The organism is Roseateles sp. P5_B10 (assembly GCF_056400485.1).
On the sequence record NZ_JBFULE010000071.1, the window covers coordinates 1 to 14515 of the forward strand.

16 protein-coding genes are annotated in these 14515 nt (G+C 68.5%); 6 read left to right on the forward strand and 10 right to left on the reverse strand.

The window, feature by feature from the left end:
• Positions 1–89: 89 nt before the first annotated feature.
• Genes AC1DU6_RS07395 through AC1DU6_RS07405 form a run of 3 tightly spaced genes read left to right on the forward strand, consistent with a single transcriptional unit; the run spans position 90 to position 2477 of the window.
• Positions 90–695: an FMN-dependent NADH-azoreductase gene (locus AC1DU6_RS07395; RefSeq protein ID WP_477856466.1), complete on the forward strand. Its 606-nt coding sequence runs from the start codon at positions 90–92 to the stop codon at positions 693–695.
• 9 nt (positions 696–704) lie between these two features.
• On the forward strand, positions 705–1574 hold the full coding sequence (locus tag AC1DU6_RS07400; protein ID WP_477856468.1) for a pirin family protein: 870 nt from the start codon (positions 705–707) through the stop codon (positions 1572–1574).
• Positions 1575–1577: 3 nt separating this feature from the next.
• Positions 1578–2477, forward strand: coding sequence for a LysR family transcriptional regulator (locus AC1DU6_RS07405; protein ID WP_477856470.1), 900 nt, complete (start codon positions 1578–1580; stop codon positions 2475–2477).
• On the opposite strand, the gene AC1DU6_RS07410 is transcribed toward AC1DU6_RS07405, so the two are convergent.
• The 3 genes from AC1DU6_RS07410 to AC1DU6_RS07420 form a co-directional block, all read right to left on the reverse strand.
• Positions 2474–3385 (reverse strand): pyridoxamine 5'-phosphate oxidase family protein, encoded by a 912-nt coding sequence (locus tag AC1DU6_RS07410; protein ID WP_477856472.1) that lies wholly within the window; start codon positions 3383–3385, stop codon positions 2474–2476. The genes AC1DU6_RS07405 and AC1DU6_RS07410 overlap by 4 nt on opposite strands.
• Before the next feature lie 165 nt (positions 3386–3550).
• Positions 3551–4174: a glutathione S-transferase family protein gene (locus AC1DU6_RS07415; protein WP_457320230.1), complete on the reverse strand. Its 624-nt coding sequence runs from the start codon at positions 4172–4174 to the stop codon at positions 3551–3553.
• A gap of 101 nt (positions 4175–4275) precedes the next feature.
• Entirely contained in the window at positions 4276–4788 is a 513-nt protein-coding gene (locus AC1DU6_RS07420) for a GNAT family N-acetyltransferase (RefSeq protein ID WP_457320228.1), read from the reverse strand.
• Positions 4789–4827: 39 nt separating this feature from the next.
• Between AC1DU6_RS07420 and AC1DU6_RS07425 the strand changes: the two genes are divergently transcribed.
• Complete coding sequence (locus AC1DU6_RS07425; RefSeq protein WP_457320226.1) at positions 4828–5451, forward strand: DUF938 domain-containing protein; 624 nt, start codon at positions 4828–4830, stop codon at positions 5449–5451.
• Here AC1DU6_RS07425 and AC1DU6_RS07430 read toward each other — a convergent pair.
• Positions 5427–6332, reverse strand: a complete 906-nt coding sequence (locus AC1DU6_RS07430) for a LysR family transcriptional regulator (RefSeq protein ID WP_457320224.1) — start codon at positions 6330–6332, stop codon at positions 5427–5429. The genes AC1DU6_RS07425 and AC1DU6_RS07430 overlap by 25 nt on opposite strands.
• Before the next feature lie 109 nt (positions 6333–6441).
• Between AC1DU6_RS07430 and AC1DU6_RS07435 the strand changes: the two genes are divergently transcribed.
• On the forward strand, positions 6442–7197 hold the full coding sequence (locus tag AC1DU6_RS07435; RefSeq protein ID WP_457320223.1) for a glucose 1-dehydrogenase: 756 nt from the start codon (positions 6442–6444) through the stop codon (positions 7195–7197).
• 160 nt (positions 7198–7357) lie between these two features.
• Here AC1DU6_RS07435 and AC1DU6_RS07440 read toward each other — a convergent pair whose 3' ends face one another.
• The 6 genes from AC1DU6_RS07440 to AC1DU6_RS07465 form a co-directional block, all read right to left on the reverse strand.
• Entirely contained in the window at positions 7358–7651 is a 294-nt protein-coding gene (locus AC1DU6_RS07440; protein WP_457320221.1) for a hypothetical protein, read from the reverse strand.
• Positions 7652–7711: 60 nt separating this feature from the next.
• Complete coding sequence (locus AC1DU6_RS07445) at positions 7712–8443, reverse strand: ABC transporter ATP-binding protein (RefSeq protein WP_457320219.1); 732 nt, start codon at positions 8441–8443, stop codon at positions 7712–7714.
• A complete protein-coding gene (locus AC1DU6_RS07450; protein WP_457320218.1) occupies positions 8440–10215 on the reverse strand; it encodes a branched-chain amino acid ABC transporter ATP-binding protein/permease in 1776 nt (591 codons plus the stop codon). Before AC1DU6_RS07450 ends, AC1DU6_RS07445 begins: the two co-directional genes overlap by 4 nt.
• Before the next feature lies 1 nt (position 10216).
• Positions 10217–11254, reverse strand: coding sequence for a branched-chain amino acid ABC transporter permease (locus AC1DU6_RS07455; RefSeq protein WP_477856476.1), 1038 nt, complete (start codon positions 11252–11254; stop codon positions 10217–10219).
• A 79-nt stretch (positions 11255–11333) separates the two neighbouring features.
• The gene (locus AC1DU6_RS07460; RefSeq protein WP_235532117.1) at positions 11334–13025 is read right to left on the reverse strand and encodes an ABC transporter ATP-binding protein/permease; all 1692 of its coding nucleotides are present in this window, start codon (positions 13023–13025) and stop codon (positions 11334–11336) included.
• 128 nt (positions 13026–13153) lie between these two features.
• A complete protein-coding gene (locus tag AC1DU6_RS07465; protein ID WP_477856478.1) occupies positions 13154–13582 on the reverse strand; it encodes a BON domain-containing protein in 429 nt (142 codons plus the stop codon).
• 194 nt (positions 13583–13776) lie between these two features.
• On the opposite strand from AC1DU6_RS07465, the gene AC1DU6_RS07470 reads away from it, so the two are divergent.
• On the forward strand, positions 13777–14515 hold a 739-nt coding region (locus AC1DU6_RS07470; protein ID WP_477856480.1), incomplete at its 3' end, for an AsmA family protein.

The following is a 14515-nucleotide window of genomic DNA, read 5'->3' on the forward strand; positions in this document are numbered from 1 at the left end:
GAACAATCATATGCAAATCACCAACTTCTGAAGTTGATTGGACAGTTCTAGAGTTCATTCCATCGCAACCGCCAACCTGGAGCACCCGAATGAACATCCTGCAAATCAACGCCAGCGCCCGTCGTGCCACCGATGACCAAGGCTCGGTCTCCACCCGCCTGGCCAGCGAACTGACCGCCGGCCTGCGCGCCGCCAACCCTGGCGCCACGACCACCGTGCGCGATCTGACGCTGACACCCCAACCTGTGCTCGACGAGGCCGCGCTGGGCGCCCTGTTCACGCCTGCCGACCAGCGCACGCCCGAGCAGGCCGCCCGCGTCGCGCTGGACGACGCGCTGATCGCCGAGTTGCAGGCCGCCGACACCGTCGTCATCGGCGTGCCGATGTACAACTTCAACATCACCGCCCAGCTCAAGAACTGGATCGACGCCGTCGCCCGCGCTGGCGTCACTTTCAAGTACGGTGAGAAGGGCCCGGTCGGCCTGGTGACCGGCAAGAAGGTGGTCATCGTCACCAGCCGCGGCGGCATCCATCGCGGCCAGCCCAGCGACCAGATGACGCCCTATCTGCGGGCCGTGCTGGCATTCCTGGGCATGACCGATGTCGAGTTCGTCTACGCTGAGGGCATGGCCTTCGCCGCTGAGCAAGGTCTTGCCAATGCCCGTTCGCAAATCACTCAACTGCTCACCGCTTAAGGACTTGCCATGAGCACCGTCGCTACGTCCCTTTTGAACCAACCGCGCGAGGTCGAGCGCCTCGTCGCTGGTCAGCCGACCAGCGACGGTGCCGGCGTCAAGCTCAACCGCGTGCTGACGCAGAACCTGCAGCGCCGGCTGGACCCCTTCCTGATGCTCGACGCCTTCGGCACGGACAATCCCGACGACTACATCGCCGGCTTCCCTGACCACCCGCACCGCGGCTTCGAGACCATCACCTACATGCTCAATGGCCGCATGCGCCACCGCGATTCGGCCGGCAACGAAGGCCTGATCAGCGACGGCGGCGTGCAATGGATGACCGCCGGCCGCGGCGTCATCCACAGCGAGACGCCGGAGCAGAACGCGGGCCGCATGGCCGGCTTCCAGCTCTGGCTCAACCTGCCCGCCAAGGACAAGCTGCGCGCGCCCTGGTACCGCGATGTGGCCAGCCACGAGGTGCCGGAGTTCGAGCGCGACGGCGTCAAGGCGCGCGTCATTGCCGGCGCGAGCCATGGTGTCGAGGGTGCCGTGCAGCGCGACAGCACCGAGCCGCTATACCTCGACCTGCACTTCGCGCCCGGCGCCCGCTTCGAGCAATTGCTGCCGCCCGAGTTCAATGCATTCGTCTACGTCTACGAAGGCGGGCTGAAGTTCGAGACCGGCTGCCAGGTGCCCTCGGGCCGCATGGCCATCCTCGCCAACACGCCCGGCAGCGACGGCGTACGCCTGCAAGCTGGCGACCAGCCGACCCGCGCGCTGCTGATTGCCGGCAAGCCGCTGGGCGAGCCCATCGCGCAGTACGGCCCCTTTGTCATGAACACCGAGGCCGAACTGGTGCAAGCGGTGCGCGACTTCCAGGCCGGGCGCCTGGCCTGATCCGTGGATCGCCTGCAGGCCATGGAAGTCTTCGTCGCTGTCGTCGACAGCGGCGGCTTCGCGAGCGCGGCGCGCAAGCTGGACCTGTCGGCCCCAGTCGTCACGCGCGCTGTGGCCGAACTGGAAGAGCGCCTGGGCGTGCGCCTGCTGACGCGCACCACCCGCGCCGTGCGCGTCACCGAGGCCGGCTCCCGCTATGCCGAGGACTGCCGGCGCATCCTCGCCGACGTGGGCGACTCCGAGGCCGTCACCAGCGGCAGCCGCAGCCAGCTCAAGGGCCTGCTCAGCGTCACGGCGCCGGTGCTGTTCGGCAACCTGCACGTCACGCCCATCGTCACCGACTATCTGCAGCGCTACCCGGACGTCGACGCGCAATGCGTCTTCGTCGACCGCGTCGTCAACCTCGTCGACGAGGGCCTGGACGTGGCCGTGCGCATCGGCGAGCTGCCGGACTCCTCCCTGCGCGCCATCGGCGTTGGCCAGGTGCGGCGCATGCTGCTGGCGTCCCCGGGCTATCTCGCCGCGCATGGCCGGCCGCAGCGTCCCGAAGAGCTGTCCCGGCATACGCTGATCCAGCCCACCCAGGTCGCGCCCTACCCCGAATGGCGCTTCGCCGAAGCGGGCCGGCCGCTGGTGCAGCGCATCCGGCCCCGCTTGCGCACGACAACCAATGACGCGGCCCGCTCCTTTGCGCTGGCGGGCTTGGGGCTGGTGCGCTTGCTCAGCTACCAGGCGGCCGACGCGCTGGCCCGCGGCGAGCTGGTCCCGCTGCTGGAGGATTTCGAGCCATCGGCCATCCCCGTCCACATCGTGCATCACGAGGGCCGGCACATGACGCAGAAGGTGCGCGCCTTCATCGATCTGGCGGTTGACGCCTTGCGGGCGAATCCCGCCCTGCGCTAAACGTTCTGCGGTGCCCAGTCGCGGAACCGCCAGCGCAGCGGCAGCGCATCACGCAGCCACCAGCCCTCATCCAGGTGGAAGCGCCAGGCGCGCTCGGCCTTGTCGTCGAGCACGGCCAGTTCCGGCCCGTCCCAGACGATCTCGGCGCGGCCGGTCAATGTCAACAGATCGCCGCGCTCGAAGTCGATGAAGAGCAGACCCGCGCGTCCGTCGAGTTGCAGATTGCCCAGCGTCATGAACATGCGGTTGCCGGAGTAGTCCGGCACCAGCAACGTGCGTGCGTCCTCTTGCGTGACGAAGCCGGCGGGACCGCCGCGGTGCGACACATCTGCCCCTGCCGCGCCCGCATGCGTGGCGACGAACAAGGTGTCGGCGGCGGCGATCAGCCACGCCGCGTCGCCGTCCAGTTGCGACACGCGTTCGATGGTGCGCGGCCGCGTGTCCGCCGCATCGCGCAACCACTCGACCTCGCGGCCCTGGATGTACTGCGGGCAGTTGCCTACCGTCTGCTCCACCTGCAGCCGCAACCCTGAGGGCTCGACCGTCAGCAGCTTGCCGTTGACGCGGTTGCGCCGCCGCGTGTGCAGCTCGATGCCCAGCAAGCCGAGCCGCGCGCCCGGTGTCATGCCGGCCGCGGCCGGATCACCCGGGATGGGCGTGGCCGCGAAGGTCAGATGCCAGGCATCCGGCGCCTGCACGAAACCCGGCGGCCCCACCAGCACCGTGGCCCAGGGCCGACCGGTCGGGTCCACACTGCCGGCCAGCATCAGCGGCAGCTGCTCGTAGAAGCGCTGGTGCTGCTCGGGCAWGTGGTCGCGCACGACGCGGCGACCGACCTCGGCCATGCGCTCGGCGACGCCGACGCGAGACTGCACGGCGACCTCGCCGGCGTGGAAGGGTTGATCCATTTTCAGTGGCCTTTCGTATTTGCGGGCCGAGCGCCGGGCCGCTCCCTAGCCGGCCCGCCCTGGCGATGTGCTCGCGGCTCGATGCCGGGAGCATCGCCGTCCCCTCGGGGGACCGGCCGGGCACAGCCGCGTTCAGCGGGATGGGACCGGGCGAGGGGCTTCATTTCAGGCGGCCCGCAGGCCGGCCGGCGTGGTCTTGAAAGGCACAAAGCCCGGCAACGCCTCGATGCGCGCGAGCCAGGCACGCAGCGCCGGATAAGGCGCCAGGTCCACATTGCCCTCGGGCGCGTTGACGATATAGCTGTAGCCGGCGATGTCGGCCAGCGTGGCGTGGTCGCCGACCAGGAAGGAGCGACGAGCCAGCTCGCCTTCCATGACCTTGAACAAGGTGTGAGCCCGGTTGATCACCTCGTCGGCATCGAAGCGTGCGCCGAACACGGTGACGAGGCGGGCCGCCGCGGGGCCGAAGGCGATCAGGCCCGAGGCCACCGACAGCCAGGCCTGCACCGCCGCGCGACCGGCGGCGTCGGCCGGCAGCCAGCGGCCCGCCGGGTCGTACTTGCTGGCCAGGTAGACCAGGATGGCCGTGCTGTCCCAGACGCAATGGCCGTCGTCATCCAGCAGCGGCAACTGGCCGAAGGGATGGCGGGCGAGGAACTCGGGCGTCTTGTGTGCGCGGGTGGCGAAGTCAATGTCGACGAGTTCATGCGGCAGGCCCAGCAGGGACAGTGCGAGCTCGGCGCGGTGGGCGTGGCCGGACAAGGCGTGGCGGTACAGCTTGAGGGTCATGGAAGGCTCCGTTGAAGACCGGACCACTGTGCCCAGCGCCGCGCCCTGGCGAAACGGYGCGCGCCGCAAGTCTTTCTTTCCGCGGCCGATGGGAGTCGCCGTCAGCTCAGCCGTCGCCCCACCAGCACCAGGTCCTTCTCCACGCCCTCCAGCCGCGCCACCCGCGGCATGAAGCCCCAGCGCTCGAAGCCATGCTTCTCGAACAGGCGCAGGCTGCCAACGTTGGACGCAAAGATCGTCGCCGTCAGCGTCTCGATGCCCAGCGCGGGCGAACTGGCGATGGCCTGTGCCAACAGATAGCTGCCCAGGCCCTTGGCCTGGTAGTCCGGGTGCAGATAGATGGCCAGGTCGGCGGTGATGAAGTAGCCCGGCCTTTCGTTCATGAAATGGAAGAAGCCGAGATAGCCGATGGCTCCCTGGCCGGGATGGTCGCTGTCCTCGGCCACCCACAGCGGTCGGTGGTCGGGCGTGTGCTGGTCGAAAGACGGGCGGCGTTTGGCCACGGTCGTCGGTTCGAGGTCGCAGCTGCAGGTGCGCGTGGCGACGGCGAAGTTGTAGATGTCGACGATGCGCGGCAGGTCGTCGGCGATGGCATCGCGGTGCAGATAGGCCATGAGGGGCAAGGTTAGCGGCGGCAAGGCAAGATGCCCGCCATGGACAACCCTCGCCGCCACAGCCCCGCCGCCGAACGCAACGGCCCGCCCATCCTCGCGGCCCTGCAGCGCCTGCTGCCCGCACAAGGCGTCATGCTGGAGATTGCCAGCGGCACGGGCCAGCACGCGGCCTTCTGCAGCGAAGGCCTGCCCGGCTGGCATTGGCAGCCCAGCGATTTCGACGCGGCCTCCCTGCCCTCCATCGCCGCATGGTGCGAAGGCCTGGCCCGGGTGCGCCCGCCAATCACGCTGGACGTGCTCGATGCGACCTGGCCCGGCGTGCCGGCCCAGGTCGACGCGATCTACTGCGCCAACATGATCCACATCGCGCCCTGGGCCTGCACGGCGGGGCTGATGCAAGGCGCCGCGCGGCATCTYGTGCCCGAAGGATTGCTGCTCACCTACGGGCCCTACCTCGTCGACGGGGAGGCCACGGCGCCGAGCAATCTCGCCTTCGACGCCGACCTGCGCGCGCGCAACCCGGCCTGGGGCCTGCGCCGCCTGGCCGATGTCGCCACCGAGGCCGCGGCCGTGGGCCTGCAATTGCGCGAGCGGCTGGACATGCCGGCCAACAACCTGCTGCTCGCCTGGCAGCGCACTCAGGCCAGCCCGGCCGCCAGGTGATCGCCAAATGCCCTGACCTTGGCTGAGTTGCGCCGCTGCGGCGGGCTGACGAGCTGGATGGGGATGTCTCGCCCCGGCCAACAAGGCAGCACAGGCTCCACCTCGCTGCTGGCCAGCTCGGCCTCGAACAGCCAGGTCGGCCCGAAGGCCAGGCCCATGCCGCTCAGCACCGCCTCGCGAATGACCTCGCCATTGTTGGTCTGCAGATTGCCAACCACCTGCACCGTGACGAGGCTGCCCGGCGCGGCGCTGGCGCCCGGGCCGGCCTCCAGCGTCCAGGCGTCACGCGAGCGCAGTTCGCTGTAGACCAGGCAGTTGTGAGCCAACAGATCCGCCGGCTCGCGCGGCGGCTCACCCCGCCCCTCGAAGTAGCCGCGCCGCGCGACGACCAAGCGCCGCGTCGTGCCGATGCGGCGCGCGACAAGGCTGGAGTCCGGCTGCTCGCCGATGCGCACCGACACGTCGATGCCCTGCTCGATGAGGTCGACAAAGCCGTCGCTGACGCGCAGATCGATCCTCACGCCAGGGTGTGCAGCCAGGAAGCTGCGCACCAGCGGCAGCAGCTTGAGCCGGCCGAAGCTGACCGACGTCGCGACGCGCAGCCAACCCTGCAACCGGTGCTCGCCGTCGCGCAGCTCGCTCTCGGCCTCGCCGATCTCGGCCACCAACCGCCGCGCCTGCTCCACATAGCGCTCGCCCGCGTCGGTGAGCTTCAGCGCCCGCGTGCTGCGGGCCAGCAGCTGCGCGCCCAGTGCCTTCTCCAGCGCCGCCACCTGCTTGCTGACGGCGCTCTGCGTGCTGCCCAGTTCGCGCGCCGCCGCCGAGAAGCTGCCCAGCTCGACGACCCGCACCAGGGTCTGCATTGACTGCAATCGGTCCATGGCTGCTCGCTTCAGTCTTGATTGGAATAAATCTTAGGCAAACCGGCCGGCTTCTGCATTGAGGAGGCAGCAATCACAGTGAGTTCACTCAACCACTGGAGTCATTTCCATGACCTCGTCTCGCATCGTCCTCATCACCGGCGCCCTGACCGGCATTGGCCGCGCCACCGCCCTCGCCTTTGCCAAGGAAGGCTCAGTCGTCGTCGTCAGCGGCCGCCGCGAACCCGAAGGCCAGGCTCTGGCCGCCGAACTGAAAACGCAAGGCGCCGCAGACGCCACCTTCATCCGCGCCGACGTGCGCCACGAGGCCGAGGTGCGCTCGCTCGTCGAGCAGACGGTCGAGCGCTTCGGCCGCCTGGACGTGGCCGTCAACAACGCCGGCACCGAGGGCAGCAACGGCCCGATCGCCGAGCAGAGCACCGAGAACTACGACGCCATCTTCGACACCAATGTGCGCGGCGTGCTGTTCTCGCTGAAGCACGAGATGCGCGCCATGCTGGCCCAGGGCAGCGGCGCCATCGTCAACCTGTCGTCGGTGGCCGGGCTGATCGGCTTTGCGGGCGCGTCGGTCTATGTGGCCAGCAAGCATGCGGTCGAAGGCCTGACCAAGAGCGCCGCGCTCGAAGGCGCCGCCGCCGGCGTGCGCGTCAACGCCGTCGCGCCGGGACCTGTCCAGACCGACATGATGGAACGCTTCCTCGGCCGCAGCGAAGACGCCAAGGCCGGCCTGCTCGCCGCCATCCCGGCCAAGCGCGCCGGCACGGTGGACGAGATCGCGCAGACCATCGTCTTCCTGGCAAGCGACAAGGCGCGGTATCTGACGGGGCAGTCGCTGGCGGTGGATGGGGGCATGACGGCGCAGTGAGCGTCGCTGCTGCGGCGACGGACGGGCCGTCGTGGTCGGGGCCGCCCACGAATTGGGGCTTCGCGGGTTCAGCTCAGCTCAGCTCAGCTCAGCTCAGCTGAGCTGAGCTTGGCGGCGCATGTTCGGTATTGCGCGGACGAAGTTCGTCAGGCCGTAGCGCTCATTCGGTGGTTGTTTTCGAGCCGCGGCGCCAGTAGCGCTTGAAACCCTCGGGATAGTCGGGCGTCCACAGCCACTGCGTATCGATGGCGCCCCAGCGGAGCAGCAATTCCCGAAGCGATCCCACCAGGAAGGCATGCACCAGCACTGCCGATAACAACACGGCGGCGAATGCAGCCGCCCCGAGCAGCACCTTCCAGCCGGCAATCCCCGGCGCGATTTGGCTACTAGCGCCCAAGACGATTGCACCTATGGCCATTGCCGCGATAACGATCTTCGCAATGAATAGCTTCATACCTCTGCTCCTGATATGCGACAGAGCCTGGCGTCGCGCCAGATGACGGAACGTCCCACGTTACTCTTTTCGCCCCGCACCCAGGTACGTCTCAATGACCCTCGGATCCGCCGCCAGCTGATCCGCCGGCCCGCTGAGCCCGAACTCCCCCGTCTCCAGCACATGCCCGTGATCGGCCACTCGCAGCGCCGCACGCGCGTTCTGCTCGACGAGCAGGATGCTGACGCCACTGGCGCGCAGGTCGTCCACGATGGTGAAGATCTCGCGCACGATGAGCGGTGCCAGGCCCAGGCTGGGTTCGTCCAGCATCAACAGTTTGGGCTGGCCCATCAGCGCGCGGCCCAGGGCCAGCATCTGGCGTTCGCCGCCGGACAAAGTGCCGGCTGCCTGCTTGCTTCGCTCCTTCAAACGCGGGAAGCGCGTGTAGACGCTTTCCATGCCGTCGCGCCAGCGCTTGTCGCCGAGCTTCTTGGGCCGCCAGCCGCCGAGCAGCAGGTTGTCCTCGACGGTCATGGTGCCGAACAACTCGCGCTTCTCGGGCACCAGGGCCAATCCGGCGAGCACGCGTTCTTCCAGCGTCAGCTTGGCGATGTCTTCGCCGGCAAAGCGCAATGTGCTGCCGCGCGACGGGATCAAGCCCATCAGCGCGCCCAGCAGCGTGGACTTGCCCGCACCGTTGGGGCCGATGACGGTGACGACGCTCTTCTCCGCCGCGGTGAAGCTCAGGCCATGCAACACCTCGGCACGCCCATAGCCGGCGTGCAGGTCGACGACCTCCAGCAAGGCGCTCATTCGTCCGCTCCCAGGTAGGCCGCACGCACCGCCGGGCTGGCCTGCACCTCGGCTGGTGTGCCCTCCATCAGCCAGCGACCGAACTCCATGACGACGATGCGATCGGTCAGCCTCATGACGAAGTCCATGTCGTGCTCCACGAGCAGCAGCGACAGGCCCTCGCCCTTCAGCTGCCGCAGCACTTCGGCGAGCGCTTCCTTCTCCTTGTGGCGCAGGCCGGCGGCGGGTTCGTCCAGCAGCAGCAGCGACGGGTCGCTGGCCAGCGCGCGGGCGATCTCGACCAGCCGCTGCGGGCCCAGCGCGAGATTGCCGGCCAGCTCGTGCGCCTGCTCGGCCAGGCCGATGCGGCGCAGCTGGCGCATGGCCTCGGCGCGCGCCTGCGCCTCCTCGGCTCTGTTCAGGCCGAGCATCGCGCGCACGGTGCCGCTCTTGGTGCGCAAGTAGGTGCCCAGCGCGACGTTCTCCAGCACCGTCATGTCGGGCACCAGCTTCACATGCTGGAAGGTCCGGCTGAGGCCCGCGCGGGCGATGTCGCGGCTCTCGCGGCCGTCCATGCGTTGGCCGAGCAGCTCGACCTCGCCGCTGGTGAGCGGCAATACGCCGGAGACAAGGTTGAAGGTCGTGCTCTTGCCGGCGCCATTGGGGCCGATGAGGCCGACGATGTCGCCGGCGCGGATGACAAAACTGATGTCGTTGACGGCGACCAGGCCACCGAACTGCTTGCGGATCTTGCGCACGTCCAGCAGCGCCGCGCCGGGCTGCGGGTGGCTGCGCGCGCTCAGGGCCGGCACCGATTCGTCCACCGCCTTCGCACGGCCCGCCGGCAGCCAGCGTGCAATCAGCGGCCACAGCCCATCCGGCGCAAAGCGCAGCACCAGCACCAGCACGACACCGAAGACGATGATTTCGTAATTGCCCGAGCCGCCGAACACCAGCGGCAGCACGACCTTGAGCTGGTCCTCCGCCAGCTTCACCAGCGCCGCGCCGGTGAAGGCGCCGCCCACCGTGCCGATGCCGCCCAGCACGGCCATGAAGAGGTATTCGATGCCGAACTTGATGCCGAAGGGCGAGGGGTTCACGCTGCGCTGCATGTGGGCATACAGCCAGCCCGACACCGAGGCCAGCAGCGCCGCGATGACGAACATGATGAGCTTGTAGCGGAAGGTCGACGCGCCCATGGCCTCGGGCATCGTCGAGCCGCCGCCGCGGTTGGTGTTGAGCGCTCGCATGATGCGGCCTGGCCGCGAATCCAGCAGCCGCGTGACGCCCAAAGCGGCGAGCAGGGCCGCCAGCCAGATCAGCAGATAGATGCGGCGCTCGCTCTGGAAGCTGAAGTCACCAAGCGTGATGGCCGGCAGGCCCAGCAGACCGTCGTATTTGCCGAGAGGCTCGAGGTTTCCGACGAGGAAATAGAGCGCCAGGCACCAGCAGATGGTGGCCAGCGGCAGGTAGTGGCCCGACATGCGCAGTGTCAGCGCGCCGATGACCAGGGCCAACACCAGCGTGATCGCCAAACCTGCGGCGAGGCCCAGCCAGGGCGACAGCCCGAGCACCGTCGTCAGATAACCCGTCGCGTAGGCGCCGACGCCGGCAAACGCGGCCTGGCCGAATGACGTGAGGCCGCCCACGCCGGTCAGCAGCACCAGGCCCAGCACGACCAACGAAAAGAGGCCGATGTAGTTGAGCTGCGTGATCCAAAAGTCCGGCACAGGCACAAAGGGCAGCACGAGGAGCAGGACGGCCGCCGCGACCGACAGATGCGTGCGGTTCATGTCAATGCTCCTCGTGGTGCGGATCCACGAAGGACCGCCAGAGGAGGATGGGCAGGATCACCGTGAAAACGATGACCTCCTTGAAGGCGCTGGCCCAGAAGGAGCCGAAGCTCTCGATAAGGCCGACGCCGATCGCACCGGCCAGCGCCATCGGGAAGCTGGCCAAGCCGCCGAACACCGCGGCGACGAAGCCCTTCAGGCCGATCAGGAAGCCGGTGTCGTAATAGATGGTCGTCGACGGCGAGATCAGCAGGCCCGACAGCGCGCCGATGAAGGCCGCCATCGTGAAGCTCAGCGAGCCGGCCGCATCGCCCGAGATGCCCATCAGCCGAGCGCCGATGCGGTTGATCGAGGTGGCGCGCAGGGCCTTGCCCATCAGCGTGCGCTCGAAGAAGAAGAACATCGCCACGAGCAGCGCGATGGAGGCGCCGAAGATGATCAGCGTCTGGCCCGTGAAGCTCAGCGGCCCGACGTCGTAACGCGCTTCCCAGAAGGCTGGCGTGCGATAGCCCTCGGCACCGAAGAAGACCAGGCCGACGCCGGTCAGCGCGAAGTGCACGCCGACGGACACGATGAGCAGCGTCAGCACACTGGCGCCGGACAGCGCGCGGTAGGCCAGGCGGTAGAGCAGCGGGCCCATCGCCGTGACGATGGCCAGCGTCAACAGCACCTGGATCCACAGCGCTGGCTGTTCCTGCGCCAACATCGGCAAAGCCACAGCCATGCCGATGGGAAAGCTCAGCGTCTGCATCAGCCCGAAAGCGATGCGCGCCATCGGTCGCCGCTCCCGCAAACCCTGAATCACGTCCAGCACAGCGCCCGCAATGGCCATCATCAGCAGCAGCCACACGGTGCCCGGCACCTTGCCCATCTGCAGTGAAGCCAACGTCAGCGCGCCGAAGGCAACGAACTCGCCCTGGGGAATGAAGATGACGCGGGTGACCGAGAACACCAGCACCAGGGCAAGGGCGACCAGCGCGTAGATCGCGCCGTTGGTCAGGCCATCCAGGCCCAGGATCGCGGCAATCGTCAGGTCCATCGGGAAGGCGCGCAGGCTAGCAGCAGGAAGTGCGCGGATCGTAGCGACGATTTCCTACCCGACCCTTGCGCGCGAACCCTCACTTGTCCGGCTTGTCAGCTGGCCGGCGCGGCGTCTTCGCCAGCGTCCAACGCCCGCCACCGGTCAGCTTCAGCACATGGCGGTGAAAGCCCGCCACGGCGGCGCGGTGGGCGATGCTGATCAGGGTGGTGCCGCGTTCGGCCAGCCGCTGGTACAGCCGCTTCTGGTTGGCGTCGTCCAGTGCGCTGGTGGCCTCATCCAGGATAGCCAGGCGCGGCGCATGCACCAGCAGGCGCGCGAATGCCAGGCGCTGCTGCTCGCCGCCGCTGAGCAGCTTTTCCCAGTCCTCGCTGCGGTCCAGGCCGCTGTCGCCTTCGGCGAGGTGGCGCAGCTGCACCTCGTCCAACACCTTCAGCAGCGCCTCGTCGTCGAGTTTGCTTTGCGTGCTGGGGTAGATGAGCTGGCTGCGCAGCGTGCCCACCTGCAGATAGGGCCGCTGCGGCAGGAAAAAGACATCCTCGCGCGGCGGGTGCAGTACCTGGCCGCTGCCCTGGGTCCACAGGCCGGCGATGGCGCGCAGCAGCGAGCTCTTGCCACAGCCACTGGCACCGGTGATCAACAGTGAGCCGCCTTCCGGCACGTGCAGGGAGAGCTTTTCGACCAGCACCCGGTCACTGCCCGGCGCGTGCACGGTGAGGTCCTTGATGTTCAGCTCGCGGCCTTCCTGGCGGTCGATGCCCGCCTCGGGCAGTGCCGCATCCAGCACTTCGGTCATCACATGCAGGCGGTCGATGCCGGCAACGAAGCGCGAGAGGCTTTCGAAGTTGTCGATGATGAGGGACACCGCCCCCAGCACCGCCGCAAAGGCGCCGCCGGCCTGCACTGCCTGGCCCACCTCCAACCGGCCGCCAAGCACGTCAGCGGCCAGCACGACGCTGGGCACCAGCAGGCTCAGCTGGCTGAAGGCCCGCTGGAAAAGGTTGAGCCCGAACTGCGCGCGGATCAGCTTGCGTGTGTTCAGCAGCGTGGCGCGCAGGCGCTGCTGCAGCTGGTGGCGCTCCTGGTCTTCGCCGCCATAGAAGGCGATGGACTCGGCGTTCTCGCGCACGCGCATCAGCCGGAAGCGGAAGTCCGCCTCGCGCTTGAGCTGCCAGTAGTTGAGCCGGATCAGCGGCCGCCCGAACAGGCCGAGAGACAGCAGGGTGCCGGCCACTGCGTAGACGACGAGAAAGCCCACCAACGAATGCGACAGCGACCACAGCACGGCACTGAAGGCCACCAGTTGCATCAGCGAGCCCAGCAGGATGAGCAGGAAGTGCAGCGACCGGCTGGTGAAGGTGTTGATGTCGTCGGCGATGCGCTGGTCCGGGTTGTCGATCTCGTCGCCGGCGATGTGGAAGTAACGGCGCTCGCGCAGATAGCCGTCCAGGAAGCGGTGGGTCAGCCAGCGCCGCCAGTCGTTGGCATAGGCGTCGCGGGCGTAGTAGTAGATGGCAAAGATAGGCACCGCGAAGGCCATGATCCACAGCATGGCGCGCACCGCGGCCCAGAAGCGCGGCTCGTCGCGCGCCGCCAGTGCCGAGGTCAGCTCGCCGGTCTGGTTGTTCAGCAGCACGGCGAACTGCGTCTCGGCCAGCATCAGCACGATGAGCCCGACCAGAAAGGCCCAGGCCCAGACGCGCCGGTCGCCCACCCAATAGGGTTTGGCCACGGTCATGAAGCGTTTCAATGCAGAAACAGGGGCGGCCATGAGTAAGCGATTGCAGTTGTCTAGACAAGGCTATCGTTACGGCCGGCGGTGGACTGTCGGACGGCATGCCGACGCGGCCAAAGCAAAGGCGCCCTCGCGGGGCGCCTTTGCTTTGGCGAGTTGCAGGGTCAGCCGTTGCGGGTGACCACCAGCTGGTTGTTGACCTGCTTCACCCCGTCGATGGCCGCGGCCAGCGACGTAGCGCGCTCGCGCGACCTCGGGTCGGGCGCCTGACCGGACAGCGTCACCTGCCCGTCACGGGTGTCGACATTGATCTGCGTGGCCTTCAGCTGGTCATCCACGGCCAGCGCGGCATTGACCTTGGCCGTGATGTTCATGTCTGAAGAAACGCGGGCTGTCGCATCCGCGGCCTCGCGCGCCGACATGCGGGCGTCGGCCAGGACTTCGCTGCCTTCGCGCTTGGCATCGGCCACGGCGTTGTCCGCGCGCTGGCCGGCGCTCAGTTCATCGTCGGGCTGCCGGCTGCAGGCGCCAAGCGCAGCGGCCATGGCGAGGGTGGCTAGCAGGGGCAGGCGGGCAGTGGTGTGCTGTTTCATTGGGGCGTCCTTTCCGGTGCGAGGCCATCAGGCCGGTTTTCATACTTTGGACGCCTCGGGCCGCGCCCGATTTCGGCCCAGGCGCCGATCGCCTGTCGGACCGAACCGACAGGCGCGTGTGTCAGCCAGCGTCCTACAGGCATGGGGCCCCCCGTCCCACGCCGGTCCCGGCAACCGGCCGCGAGCATGCCTTCATGAAAGTCGCCGTCACCATTGCCGGCGCCGTCGTGCTGGTCGTCATTGCCGTCGTGGGCATGGATCTGGCCGGCTGGCCCGGCCTCGCGCCCCGGCTGGCCGCCCAGGCCGAGCGCGGCCTGGACATGGACGCCGGTGCTCGGCTGCACCTATTGTGGAAACCTCGGCTTGAGGCCCCCCGGCTGCGCGTCAGCGGCACCCGCGGCGAGCCCCTGGCCGACGCCAAGGACGTGCTGCTGAACTGGCAATGGGGTGACATCTGGGCCTGGCGCCGCGGCGCACCGCTGCGGCTGCGCCTGGTACAGGCCGAGTCCTTGTCCCTGAACTGGCAGCGTGACGCCGCCGGCCGCACGGCCTGGCCGGTGCAACCCTCGGGCGCCCGCGATGAGCCGGCCGAGCTGCCGCAGATCGACCACCTCGTCGTCCGCCACGGCAGCGCCCAGCTGGACGATGCGCCGCTGCTGTTGGTCGGCGACGCCCGCTTCGCGACCCAGGCCGACGGTCAGTGGACGGCCGACTTGAAGGGCAAGTTGCGCGGCCAGCAACTCGCGCTGAAGGCCGAAGCCGGCGCCGGGCTGGCCCTGCTCGCGCCCGCCGACACCGGCCTGCCGCCGGTGCAGCTGCGTGCCGAACTGACCCAGCGTGACGGCCGCATCGCTTTCGCAGGCACGGCCGCATCGCTGCTCGACGCCCGCGCGCTGGACGGCCAGCTGCAGGTGCGCGGCAACTCGCTGGCCG

Excerpts from the sequence above, each read along its gene's own strand:
- AC1DU6_RS07430 (WP_457320224.1), bottom strand. The coding sequence starts at position 6,332 with ATGGACCGATTGCAGTCAATGCAGACCCTGGTGCGGGTCGTCGAGCTG.
- AC1DU6_RS07420 (WP_457320228.1), bottom strand. The coding sequence starts at position 4,788 with ATGGCCTATCTGCACCGCGATGCCATCGCCGACGACCTGCCGCGCATC.
- AC1DU6_RS07395 (WP_477856466.1), top strand. The coding sequence starts at position 90 with ATGAACATCCTGCAAATCAACGCCAGCGCCCGTCGTGCCACCGATGAC.
- AC1DU6_RS07450 (WP_457320218.1), bottom strand. The coding sequence starts at position 10,215 with ATGAACCGCACGCATCTGTCGGTCGCGGCGGCCGTCCTGCTCCTCGTG.
- AC1DU6_RS07465 (WP_477856478.1), bottom strand. The coding sequence starts at position 13,582 with ATGAAACAGCACACCACTGCCCGCCTGCCCCTGCTAGCCACCCTCGCC.
- AC1DU6_RS07400 (WP_477856468.1), top strand. The coding sequence starts at position 705 with ATGAGCACCGTCGCTACGTCCCTTTTGAACCAACCGCGCGAGGTCGAG.
- AC1DU6_RS07440 (WP_457320221.1), bottom strand. The coding sequence starts at position 7,651 with ATGAAGCTATTCATTGCGAAGATCGTTATCGCGGCAATGGCCATAGGT.
- AC1DU6_RS07460 (WP_235532117.1), bottom strand. The coding sequence starts at position 13,025 with ATGGCCGCCCCTGTTTCTGCATTGAAACGCTTCATGACCGTGGCCAAA.
- AC1DU6_RS07415 (WP_457320230.1), bottom strand. The coding sequence starts at position 4,174 with ATGACCCTCAAGCTGTACCGCCACGCCTTGTCCGGCCACGCCCACCGC.
- AC1DU6_RS07445 (WP_457320219.1), bottom strand. The coding sequence starts at position 8,443 with ATGAGCGCCTTGCTGGAGGTCGTCGACCTGCACGCCGGCTATGGGCGT.
- AC1DU6_RS07435 (WP_457320223.1), top strand. The coding sequence starts at position 6,442 with ATGACCTCGTCTCGCATCGTCCTCATCACCGGCGCCCTGACCGGCATT.
- AC1DU6_RS07455 (WP_477856476.1), bottom strand. The coding sequence starts at position 11,254 with ATGGACCTGACGATTGCCGCGATCCTGGGCCTGGATGGCCTGACCAAC.